General features: G+C 69.6%; 11 protein-coding genes and 1 pseudogene. 8 read left to right on the top strand and 4 right to left on the bottom strand.

The window, feature by feature from the left end; genetic code table 11:
- Positions 1-109: 109 nt before the first annotated feature.
- The 3 genes from HV826_RS34755 (at position 110) to HV826_RS34745 (ending at position 3,545) form a co-directional block, all read left to right on the top strand.
- The gene (locus tag HV826_RS34755) at positions 110-1,735 is read left to right on the top strand and encodes a peptide chain release factor 3 (protein ID WP_176421318.1); all 1,626 of its coding nucleotides are present in this window, start codon (positions 110-112) and stop codon (positions 1,733-1,735) included.
- A gap of 71 nt (positions 1,736-1,806) precedes the next feature.
- Positions 1,807-2,205, top strand: coding sequence for a hypothetical protein (locus HV826_RS34750; protein WP_368671060.1), 399 nt, complete (start codon positions 1,807-1,809; stop codon positions 2,203-2,205).
- Complete coding sequence (locus HV826_RS34745) at positions 2,202-3,545, top strand: cell wall metabolism sensor histidine kinase WalK (RefSeq protein WP_176421316.1); 1,344 nt, start codon at positions 2,202-2,204, stop codon at positions 3,543-3,545. The genes HV826_RS34750 and HV826_RS34745 overlap by 4 nt, the downstream gene beginning before the upstream one ends.
- Before the next feature lie 10 nt (positions 3,546-3,555).
- Here the strand turns inward: HV826_RS34745 and HV826_RS34740 are convergent, their stop codons facing one another.
- Positions 3,556-4,098: a hypothetical protein gene (locus HV826_RS34740; protein WP_176421315.1), complete on the bottom strand. Its 543-nt coding sequence runs from the start codon at positions 4,096-4,098 to the stop codon at positions 3,556-3,558.
- A gap of 58 nt (positions 4,099-4,156) precedes the next feature.
- On the opposite strand from HV826_RS34740, the pseudogene HV826_RS34735 reads away from it, so the two are divergent.
- The 4 genes and pseudogenes from HV826_RS34735 to HV826_RS34720 all read left to right on the top strand — a co-directional run bounded on the left by HV826_RS34735 (position 4,157) and on the right by HV826_RS34720 (position 8,440).
- A pseudogene (locus HV826_RS34735) lies at positions 4,157-5,663 on the top strand (carboxypeptidase M32).
- Positions 5,664-6,292: 629 nt separating this feature from the next.
- On the top strand, positions 6,293-7,555 hold the full coding sequence (locus HV826_RS34730; protein WP_255217559.1) for a hypothetical protein: 1,263 nt from the start codon (positions 6,293-6,295) through the stop codon (positions 7,553-7,555).
- Between the two features lie 73 nt (positions 7,556-7,628).
- Complete coding sequence (locus HV826_RS34725; RefSeq protein ID WP_255217558.1) at positions 7,629-7,769, top strand: hypothetical protein; 141 nt, start codon at positions 7,629-7,631, stop codon at positions 7,767-7,769.
- A gap of 59 nt (positions 7,770-7,828) precedes the next feature.
- Complete coding sequence (locus HV826_RS34720) at positions 7,829-8,440, top strand: hypothetical protein (protein ID WP_176421314.1); 612 nt, start codon at positions 7,829-7,831, stop codon at positions 8,438-8,440.
- Position 8,441: 1 nt separating this feature from the next.
- Here the strand turns inward: HV826_RS34720 and HV826_RS34715 are convergent, their stop codons facing one another.
- Positions 8,442-8,795, bottom strand: coding sequence for a hypothetical protein (locus HV826_RS34715; RefSeq protein ID WP_255208503.1), 354 nt, complete (start codon positions 8,793-8,795; stop codon positions 8,442-8,444).
- Between the two features lie 99 nt (positions 8,796-8,894).
- Between HV826_RS34715 and HV826_RS34710 the strand changes: the two genes are divergently transcribed.
- Complete coding sequence (locus HV826_RS34710) at positions 8,895-9,536, top strand: O-methyltransferase (RefSeq protein WP_176421312.1); 642 nt, start codon at positions 8,895-8,897, stop codon at positions 9,534-9,536.
- 2 nt (positions 9,537-9,538) lie between these two features.
- Here the strand turns inward: HV826_RS34710 and HV826_RS34705 are convergent, their stop codons facing one another.
- Both HV826_RS34705 and HV826_RS34700 read right to left on the bottom strand, forming a co-directional pair.
- Entirely contained in the window at positions 9,539-10,816 is a 1,278-nt protein-coding gene (locus HV826_RS34705) for an ERAP1-like C-terminal domain-containing protein (protein ID WP_368671059.1), read from the bottom strand.
- 89 nt (positions 10,817-10,905) lie between these two features.
- On the bottom strand, positions 10,906-11,117 hold a 212-nt coding region (locus HV826_RS34700; RefSeq protein ID WP_176418186.1), incomplete at its 5' end, for a transposase.

Below are 11,117 nucleotides of genomic sequence, written 5' to 3'. Positions count from 1 at the left end.
CTCCAAGGGGAGGTGGGGGGCGGGCAGCCTCGCATGGGGCCCCAGCCGGGCGGCAAGCGCCGCTTGCAAGCTGCAAGGAAGCACCGCCCGTGATAGTTGGCCCCGGGTCATGACGAACGAGCTCCAAAGGGAGGTCGCCCGGCGGCGCACCTTCGCGATCATCTCCCACCCCGACGCGGGCAAGACGACCCTCACCGAGAAGCTGCTGCTCTACGGCGGCGCCATCCACCTGGCCGGAAGCGTGAAGGCCAAGCGGGCCCGGCGGCATGCCACGTCCGACTGGATGGAGCTGGAGAAGGAGCGCGGCATCTCCGTCACCTCCTCCGTCCTCCAGTTCTCCTACCGCGACCACGCGGTGAACCTGCTGGACACGCCGGGTCACCAGGACTTCTCCGAGGACACCTACCGCACCCTGGCCGCGGCGGACGCGGCGGTGATGCTCATCGACGCCGCCAAGGGCGTGGAGCCGCAGACCAAGAAGCTCTTCAAGGTCTGCCGCTTGCGGAACATCCCTATCTTCACCTTCGTCAACAAGCTGGACCGCTACGGCCGCGAGCCGCTGGACTTGATGAACGAGCTGGAGCAGGTGCTCGGCATCCGCTCCTACCCGATGAACTGGCCCATCGGCATGGGCCCGGACTTCCGCGGCGTCTATGACCGGCAGGCCCGCGTCATCCACGTCTTCTCCGCCGAGGGCTCCCACGGCGAGTCCGAGGTGGGCGAGCGCTCGGTCTCCATCGACTCGGATGAAATCAAGACCATCCTCACCGAGGCGGAGCTGGCCAAGCTGCACGAGGAGATCGAGCTGCTGGACATCGGCGGCGACGAGTTCACCCGCGAGAAGAGCGATACGGGGCAGCTGACGCCCATGTTCTTCGGCAGCGCGATGACCAACTTCGGCGTGCGCCCGTTCCTGGACGCCTTCCTGGACCTGGCCCCCGCGCCCACGTCGCGCTCGACGACGCAGGGGCCGCGCGAGCCCACCCACCCGAAGTTCGCCGGCTTCGTCTTCAAGATTCAGGCGAACATGGACCCCGCGCACCGCGACCGCATCGCGTTCATGCGCGTGGTGAGCGGCCGGTACGTGAAGGGCATGAGCGCCTTCCACTCGCGCCTGGGCAAGGAGGTCCGGCTGGCCAAGCCAAGCCAGTTCATGGCCGCCGAGCGCACCTCCATCGAGGACGCGTGGCCCGGGGATGTCATCGGCCTGTTCGACCCGGGGCAGTACCGCATCGGCGACACGCTGGCGGAGGGCACCGGCGTGGAGTTCGAGGGCGTGCCGCGCTTCAGCCCGGAGTTCTTCGCGGTCGTCCGCAGCAAGGACCCGCTCCGCCGCAAGCAGATGGAGAAGGGCCTGGAGCAGCTCTCCGAGGAGGGCACGGTCCAGATCTTCCAGCAGCTGCAGATGGGCATGAAGGACCCCATCGTCGGCGTGGTGGGCGCGCTCCAGTTCGAGGTCCTCCAGTACCGCCTGGAGCACGAGTACGGCGCGAAGATCGCCCTCGACCGGCTGCCCTTCAGTCATGCGCGCTGGGTGGTGGGCGCCAACTTCGACCCGAAGGCGTTCGACTGGGAAGGCAACCGTCAGACGGTGCAGGACCGGGACGGCTTGCCCCTGGTGCTCTTCCGGGATGACTGGGCGCTCCAGCACGCCGAGGACAAGCACCCGGAGCTGAAGTTCGTCTCCGAGGCCCCGCAGCTCCGGCAGGCCACGGTCCTGACGCCGGGCGCCTGAGCCGGGCCCCGTCCCAAGCCCCTCCGCCGGCCCACTGCATGTCTGAGCGGCACCCCCTCCTTCCTGAATCCGTGCGTGCCTGGCGCCAGCGCCAGGTGCCGCGCCCATCGCCGCCCGCGCTGCTGGACTTGTTCGAGCGAGGCTTCCAGGCGCTGTGGCGCCGTGGCCGTCTGGCCCTGGGTGAGGTCACCCTGGTGGTCATCCTGGAGCGGGTGCTCCACCGGGTGGTCCAGGCCCATCCGCACCTGTCGGCGCTCGCCGTCACGCCGGAGGGCCTTCGCTTCGAGGGGCTGCGTCCGGTCGTGGCGGAACTCGACCCGGAGCGGCTGGAGGAGTCGCTGGTGGTCCTGGTCGAGGAGTGGCTGCGCGTCCTCGGGGCGCTGACGGGCGAGGTCCTCTCCGCCGCGCTCCGTGAGGCGCTGCTGGCCGTGGAGCGCCCGTCGGCGGAAGGGACGGGGCGCCCTCGATGAAGGCGCCGAGGAGCCCAGCGGGGGATGACTCCGCCCACCCGGAGGTCCCAGCCTCCCGCCGGCGGCCCCGTCGCGCCTGGCGAAAGCGGGGGCAGGCCCGCCGCCACCTGGCGCAGCTCCACGAGGTGGGGCAGCTGCTCTGCGCTTCCGATGGCGTCGCGGCCAGCTTTCCCGCGCTGGTGGACCGCCTTTCCCGATGGCTGCCGGTCCGCGCCGCGCTCCTGCTGGAGGGGGTGGACGCGTCCGGGGTGCCCGTTCCGGAGCGGCCCTGCTTGATGGCGTGGCATCCGTCCGCGGGCGAGGAGTCCCCTCCGTCCCAGGCCGTGGCGCATGCCGCCGCCGCGTACGCGTACCTCGTGGGCCTGGAGCGCGTCGCGCCGCAAGGGTGTGCCGCGAGCGGAGGTGGGTTCGAAGCGGGGCCGGCCCAGGTTCCGGGAACAGTCACCCTGCCACTGGTGGCGAAGGACGGCGTCCTGGGCGTGCTCCACGTGGAGTCGGTGGAGTCGGTGGAGCTGGGGGAGGACGGGCTGTCGCTGCTGGACGCGGTGGCGAACCTGCTGGCCGTGGCCTTGTCCAGGGAGCATGCCCTGCGCCGGGAGGTGCGCCTGCGTGAGCGCGCGGAGGCGCTGTTCCTTCAAGCCCAGGAGGCTGTGCGCTGGCGGGACGAGCTGCTCACCGTCGTCTCCCATGACATCAAGACGCCGCTGCTCGCGGTGCGGATGAACGCGGAGATGATTCTGAATGCGGGCACGGCGCCGGAGAAGGAGCACCGCCGGCGCCGCTACCTGGAGAACATCGTCCTCGCCGAGCAGCAGATGAGCAGCCTCATCGGCAACCTGCTGGACCGGGCGCGCCTGCGCGGGATGCCCATCCCGCTGTTGCTCCAGCCCGTGCCGGTGGACGCCTTGCTGGCGCAGTCGCTGGAGGTGCTCCGGCCGCTCGCGCTGGAGAAGGGGCAACGCCTGACGGTGGCGCTGGCGCCGGGGTTGTCGCCGGTGCTCGCCGACCGCGAGCGCATCCTCCAGGTGCTGGCAAACCTGGTGAGCAACGCCATCAAGTTCACGCCCCCCGGCGGCGACATCGAAGTGCGGGCCAGCCTGGTGGAGGGGGAGCGGGTGTGCGTCTCCGTGAAGGACTCCGGACCCGGCATCCCCGCCGAGCACGCGCCGCACCTCTTCGAGCGCTTCTGGCGGGCCAGCCATTCACCGGGACGCGGCACGGGGCTGGGGCTGAGCATCGCCTGGAGCCTGGTGGCCGCGCACGGCGGGACGCTCAACGTGGAGAGCCGCGAAGGGCAGGGGAGCACCTTCTCCTTCACCCTGCCCATGGTTCCGCGCTGAGGCGCCGCGGCTACTTGTAGGGCGCCACCGTGCCGCCGCGGAAGGCGGAGTCGCGCAGCACGAGCCCTTCCTTGCAGAGCCGCGCCGCCTTGGGGCCCACGTAGAAGCCCTTGGGCTCGCTCCTGCGGCACGTCTTCTTGATGTACTCCTCGACCTCGTGGAACAGCCGCCGGAACTTGTCGGGCGCCGCGTTCTTCCGGCCCGTCTGCGCGGTGATGTCCAGCTCCGCCCACATCTTCCCGCTGAGCAGCTCGCCCTCTTCGTTGGGGCGGCAGCGCTCCATGAAGATGACGGGCGAGCGCACCTCGTCGATGCGCCAGTAGCCCTTGTCCGGGCCCCGCTTCACCTTGTCGACGATGGCCGGACCCAGCTCCGAGGCCACCATGTAGAGGTCCTCCTGGGGGATCCGCTCCAGGTTCTCCATGTTCGCGCGGAAGGTCTCCCAATCCTGTGGGACGCGCCGGGGATACACCTCCAGGACGAAGCGCTCCAGAAAGCGGAAGAAGGCGACTTCGTCCTCGGGGGACATGAAGAACTGAATGACGTTGGCCATCGCGCAGCCCTCATACTCCCGACAGCGTCTTTCGCGATAGTGCGCCGCGAAGCGGGCTATGAATCCGGGCATGGATACCTGGCTGCTGACCCGGATGCAGGAGCTTCGCGACCTTCAGGGCCTCATCGGCCTGGCCACCTGGGACATGGAGACGTACCTGCCCGCCAAGGCCGGCCCCGCGCGCTCCCATCAGCTCTCCACCCTGCAGGGGCTGCACCATGAGCGCCTCGTGGACCCCCGGCTGGGGGGGGGCCCTGGCCCAGGCCGCCTCGCGGGCGGACCTGTCCGACGACGCCCGGGCCATGGTGACGGTGCTGACGCGGGAGCGGGAGCGGGAGGTGCGCGTCCCCGCGCCCCTGGTGCGGGCGTTGGCGGGGGCCATCAGCGATGCCATCCCCGCCTGGCGGGAAGCCCGGCAGACAAGGCGCTTCAGCGTCTTCCAGCCCGCGCTCCAGCGCCTGTTGTCGCTGCGCCGGGAGCAGGCGGACGCGTATGGCCATGACGGAGAGCGCTATGACGCGCTGCTGGAAGGCCATGAGCCGGGGATGCGCGTGGCGCGCCTGACGCCGGTGCTGTCCGCGCTGCGCGAGCACCTCATCCCCATGGTGGGCAAGCTCACCGCGGTGAGCCGGCCGGTGGCGCCCTTCCTGCTGGGCCGTCACTACGACAAGGACGCGCAGTGGGCCTTCACCCTGAGGCTGTTGAAGGACATCGGGTTCGACCTGGACGCGGGCCGCCAGGACCTGAGCATCCACCCCTTCACCGGGGGCACGCACCCGTTGGACGTGCGGCTCACCACGCACGTTGACACGGCCACGCCATTCCCAGCCATCTTCAGCACCATCCATGAAGCGGGCCATGGTTTGTATGAGCAGGGCTTCGCGCCGGAGCTCCACCGCACGCCCCTGGCCGCCGCGCCTTCCATGGGGCTGCACGAGTCCCAGTCACGCCTGTGGGAGAACATGGTGGGCCGATGCCTGCCTTTCTGGCGGCACTACTTCCCCGCGCTGCGCGCCGCCTTCCCGGAGGCCCTGTCCGGCACCGACGTGGAGACCTTCCACGGCGCGGTGAACGCGGTGGGGCCGTCGCTCATCCGCATCGAGTCAGACGAGGTGACGTACAACCTCCACATCGCGCTGCGCTACGAGCTGGAGCTGCTGCTGGTGCGCGACGAGCTGCCGGTGGAGGACCTGCCCGCCGCGTGGAACGCGCGCATGGAGAAGTACCTGGGCCTCACCCCGCCGGACGACACGCAGGGCGTGCTCCAGGACATCCACTGGGCCTGGGGCGAGCTGGGCTACTTCCCCACGTATTCGCTGGGCAACCTGTATGCGGCGTCGCTCTACCGCGCCGCGAGGCGCGACCTGCCGGAGCTGGAGGAACACCTGGGGCGGGGGGAGTTGCTTCCGCTGCGTGACTGGCTGCGCACGCACGTGCACCAGCACGGCTTCCGCCTCTCTGCGGAGGAGCGCGTGAGGCAGGTGACGGGGCAGGGCCTCACGGACACCGACTTCCTGGCGTACCTGAAGGAGAAGTACGGCGCGCTCTACGGTGTCTCGCTTTGAGCGCTTGAGAGCGCGTGTGTCCGTCGGGGGGATGGCATTGATGCCACCTCGTGCCTCGGCCGTCCGTTCTGTGATGGCGGAGGCGCAAGGCAAAAGAGGGCGGAAAATCGGGAAGAGTGTGACGTGGTCGGACATGAAGTACCACCCGCACGCTACTTCGCTCCGCCACCTGTTGCGCCGACGCAGGCGGATATCGCGAAGGAGTGGGAGTTGAGGTTCGCAGTGCGAATCATTGTCGGCGGCTTCGCGGGGGCTGGCGTGCGGGGGGGCGTGTCTCCAAAACGCATGTATAGACATGCATGAAGGCGTGGCTGAGGTCGCCATGACTCATCGCTGATGCGTGGAACGCCTTGTGCCGTCCGCCGCATCGGCAGTCGCCGCGAATTCAGTGGGTCTGTCAGGCTTTGCGAAGCCAGCCGTCATTGCGTGGCCGTGGGCACGGGCGTTCCGAGCCCACGCTTGCAACGCATTGCACGGGAACCGCACTTGTCGTATTGGACCCGCGCGGAGGGGGAACATTCATGAGAATCCTGAGTCGAGTTGGGCTGATGTGGGTGGCCGGCGCGCTGGTGGCTGCGTGCAACAGCGAAGGGCCGTCCGAGAACGCAGGTGAAACCGAATCCGTCCGAATGGAAATCTCCCTGGCGGGGGATGCCTGCGGCGTCACGACCGCGGAGGCCACCGTTTCCGCGCAGGACCTTCCGGTCATCGGGCCCGTTCCACTCCTGGTCGACGGCACGGCCATCCGGGGGCAGGTGTCCGAGGTGCCCGCGGGAACCGGTCGAGCAGTGCGTGTGATTGCCTACAACGCGTCCATGCTGGAGGTGTACGCGGGCAGCGCTGTGGTCGACGTCGTGGCCGGCGAGGTGGTTTCGGCGAGCCTCGTGCTGCAGCGCAACCCGGTCAACTGCCCGGGCGCTACCACGGGTGGCATCGACATCTCGGGTCGCCTGGAGACGGGGGAGCCCACGCCGGATGGTGGCAGTGATGGCGGCGTGGACCCGGATGCGGGCGTCGTGCTGGGCGGGGCCGCGTTCGCCTTCTCCTACCAGGACGCGACGCTGACGAGCGATGGCGTCATCCACTTCCTGGACGGCAACGCGGATCGCATCCGTCGACTCGACCTGTCGACCCGGAGCTTCCTGTCCGCCTACATCGGGACGGGCGATGCGACCTCGATGGCGGTCGCTCCGGACGGTCAGGCCGCATACCTGGCCTACACGGGAGGGCGTATCGACGCCTTCACTTCGACGGAGGGTGGCACGGCCCGCTTCTTCGCCGCGGCGCCTGCGTCGGTGTCGCGCATGGTGGTCGCGGACCGCTACCTGTTTACCATCGATGGCTCCGGGGCCTGGGGTACGCATGCGCTCTTTCAGCGGGCCACGGGCGCTCGGGTCGCGGCGGTGGACTGGAGGGGCAGCGCGGTGAGCCTGCTGTTCTCGGAGGCGAACAACACCATCTACTTCGCCGACAGCGGTGTCTCGCCACAGGACCTGAACCGGGTGCAGGTGGACATGGAGGCGGGCATGCTGGGCGCTGAAATCGACTCGCCCTACCATGGAGCCTACAACCTGAGGGCGCCGCTGAGGCTGTGGCCGGATGGCTCCGCGGTCGTGACGGGGAGTGGCCTCCTCTTCAACACGGCGGACCTGACGTATCGCACCAGCATCGGCCTGTCGTTCGTGGACATCGCCTTCCACGGTGAGCGCCTCTACCTCATCGACACCGTGGGAGACAGGACTCAGCTGCGGGTGCTCAACCGCCAGTTCGACATCCTCTCGGCTGCGTACTACCCGGGCGTGGCCCAGCGGGTCTTCGTGCACAACGGCCAACTGGTGCTGCTCACCTCGACGGGGAGCAATGGGTTCCAGGCGCGGCTGCTGGACCTGTAGTCCCGGCGTCATCTTGAACGCTGGTTCGTGATACCGGGGCGCGGGAGGAGCAGCTTTCCTCTCGCGCCCCGTCGTGCATGACGCTCCCGAGGCGGCGCGGCATGTCCTCCAGCGCGCCATCGGCATCGTCCAGGCCCAGTCGGGCCATGAGCAGCAACAGGTGGACGCCCTCAACGAGCTGCTCTCCGGTATTCTCACGCAGAAGGCGGCTTGAGTCCGCCGCGATACCCATGACAGCGCCGGGCCGGCGTGCGTGCCTTGAAGGATGATGTGATGCCCGCCCACCTGATGATGTCCGCCGTATTGTTCGGTCTGTTACTGCCTGGCATTGCGAAGGCGGAGGCGCCCGCGGCGCCGGAGTGGGGGCTTCTGCTCGCCGGTGGAGGTGGCCTCTTCGCTGGGAACAACAGCGACCATCGGGGCGGCCTCCTGAGCGCCCACCTGCTCGTGATGACCCGACTCAATGTGGAGTTCGGGGTCGCATTGCAGTGGGGCCGGACCTTCAACACGTCCCAAGCCGCGGACCTGGACGCATGGACCCCTGGGGACGCGCTTCGGCAGCATCCGCGGGGCAGCTTCTGGGGCATCGCCGGAGAGGCGCGCTATGGCTTCCTTCGGGACCGGCGTGTCTCGCCCTGGCTGGCGCTACGTGTCGGGACCAGCACCTCCACCCAAATCGATTCGGATGCCGTGGTTCCGCGCCTGTACTCCAGCACGCATCTCGCCCTGGCCGCGGGCGCCGGTCTGGACGTGCGCATCCTCGGCCCGTTGGGCGTCACCCTGGGTGGCTACTACCAGCACTGCGACATCAACACGAAGCCCGCGGACACAATCTGTACAGGCGCGGGGCCCACGCTGGTGCTCAGCCCGCACCTGCGCTTCTGACTCAGGCGAAGAGCAGGGGCCTGCACGCGCGGGCCAGCTGCAGCGCGTCCCGCGCGAGCGTGTACGAATCCCGGTCCTCCGCGTCCAGCCACGAGGCCCGGGCCACCAGGTTGGCCAGGTCGAAGCAGAGGCTCGCGGTGCGGCGGGCCAGCCGGCTCTCCTTCTGGAGCGCGCGTGCATTCAGTTCGCACAGCTCGGCGCACTGGCGGAGCAGGCGTACCACCTCGCCGGACAGCGGCTCCCCACGCGCCACCCTGCGGGCCATGCCCTCTTCGCAGGAAACCTGACACTGGAGGCTCGCGGCGATGCACCGGGACACATCCGCGCGCGCACCACCGATTCTGGCTGCCAGCATCGAGGTCTCCTCCACCCAAAGCGACGACAAAGTTATGCACGAGGCGTCTGACGGCAACCTGAAGTGGGGGGCCCCGCGGTACGTGCTAATCGATGGGACATGCCCAAGCTCACCCTCGTTCCTCCCGAAGTCGAGGCGTACGCGGACGCTCACACCACGGCACCCGCGCCCCTCTTTGATGAACTCCGTGATGTCACGTATGCGCGGATGTCCTCCCCCCACATGCAGGTCGGGTCCGTCGAAGGCACCTTCCTGCGCATGCTGGTCGCCCTGACGGGTGCGCGGCGGGTGTTGGAAATCGGGACCTTCACCGGCTACTCGGCCTTGATGATGGCGGAAGCGCTACCGGATGACGGGGCGCTCATCACCTGCGACGTCAACCCGGAGGCCACTGACGTGGCACGCGCCTTCTTCCTGCGCAGTCCGCATGGACGGAAAATCGACCTGCGCATGGGGCCGGCGCTGGACACCCTGAAGACGCTCCAGGGGCCGTTCGACCTGGCGTTCATCGACGCGGACAAGCCGAGCTATGCCGCCTACTGGGACGCGGTGTTGCCGTTGCTGCGGCAGGGCGGGCTCATCATCGCGGACAACGTCCTGTGGTCGGGCCGGGTGCTCCAGCCGGAGGCCCCCAATGACCATGCGATTGTCGACTTCAACGCGAAGGTCACGGCGGACCCTCGCGTGGAGCACGTCCTGCTGACGGTGCGGGACGGGATGATGCTCGCGCGCAAGCGCTGACGTCAGTAGCGGCGCAGGAAGTGCTCCAGGCCGGGGCGCAGGGCCTCGCGCTGGGCGATGCACAGGTCCACGCGCTCCAGCGCCTGCGCGAGGGCGCGCTCACCCCCTTCAAAGGTGGGCGCGTAGGGCGCGAAGAAGGCTTCGAATCGCGCGCGGTGCTCGGCGTCGCAGAAGAGTCCGCCAGTGCCCAGCAGCCAGGGCGCGATGTCCCGAGGCAGCCGCTCCCGGAGCGGCTCGAAGTGCTCGCGCAGGAAGTCGAACGCGCCCGCGCGGGTGGACGGCTCCTCGAGTTGCCGGAAGAGGATGGGCAGGGCCTCGCGCGTGTCCACGTCCGGCGCCAGCAGCAGGGCCCGGCTGGCGCTGGCGAGCGCGGCCTCCTGGAAGCCCCCTAACGTGGCGAAGAGCAGGTCTCGCTCACGGCGCTCCGTGGTGGTGCGCAGCGCGTCCAGCATCCGCTGGTGCAGGACGGCGTCCCCCGAGGCCGCCGCGGCGCCCAGCACGCCCGGGGCGGCGTCCATGGAGAGGGAGCGTCGGTCCTCCAGCCAGCGCAGCGCCAGCTTCCGGGCCTCCGTGCGCAGGAGGGCGTCCTCGCCGGACTGGGCCACCAGCCCCACCAGCCGGGGCCGCAGCATGCGCACGTCGTCGCTTTCACCCGGGCGCGGCACGAAGCCCCACTGGCGCGCCTGGCCGCCAAAGAGGCCGCGGACGAAGCGTGCCCGGTTCGGCCTCGCGGACGACGGGACGAAGTCATCCCGCACGCTGGCGACCAGGGCCGCCGCGCCCATGACCAGGTCCGGGTCGTCCGCGCGCAGCAGGCGCGTGGCCAGCGTCAGGGCCTGGGCCACGTCCAGGTCGCCACTGGCCACCAGGGCCTCGGCGTCGTCCAGGAGGACCCGGCGCTCGGCGACGCTGAGGCCCCTGCCTCCCTGCCGCGTCAGTCGCTCCAGCGCGTCACCGCGCAGCAGCGCGTGGTAGTAGCCGCGGCCCTCCGCGTTGGGGTGGACCCAGGCCGGGCAGACCTCCGCGCCATCAAGTGGCAGCGTGCCCGTGGGCTCCGAGAGCACCGTGCAGGCGCGGCCCTCCGTGCCCCCGGCGGCGTAGCGCACGCACACCGGCACCTGCCACACCTGCGCGTCGCCGCGTCCGCCCGGCGAGCCCAGGGGGAGATAGCGCCGCTGCTCCAGGGCCAGCCGGGGTGGCCCCTCCCTGGGGCACTCCAGCGTCATGGCGACGCGCGGCGCGCCCGGCTGGTCCAGGAAGGAGGAGAAGACGGGCGCCACGTCCTCGCCGGTGGCCTGGGTGAGGGCTCCGAAGAAGTCCGAGGTGGTGGCGGTGCCCCTAAACCGAGGTTCGTGATTCTCGAACGGCCTCAGGATGTGCGCCTGAGGTCGACTCGTCGCAGGGATGGACTGGCGGAGCGCTGGACATTTCGAGCGGAGAGGTAGGCATGCACCCGGACCATGAGCTGGTCCATGGTGCGGCAGCGGTGATTGCGGGTGACGTTGGCATGCAGGTCGAGCCACACCCGCTCGATGCGATTGCCCTGGGGGCAGTACGGCGGGAGGAAATGGAGAACGAGTC

Origin of the sequence: Myxococcus sp. AM010 (assembly GCF_013372585.1) — a bacterium.
Classification (GTDB): domain Bacteria; phylum Myxococcota; class Myxococcia; order Myxococcales; family Myxococcaceae; genus Myxococcus; species Myxococcus vastator.
Note: the sequence above shows the minus strand (reverse complement) of the source record. Positions and strands in the feature narration are given on the sequence as shown.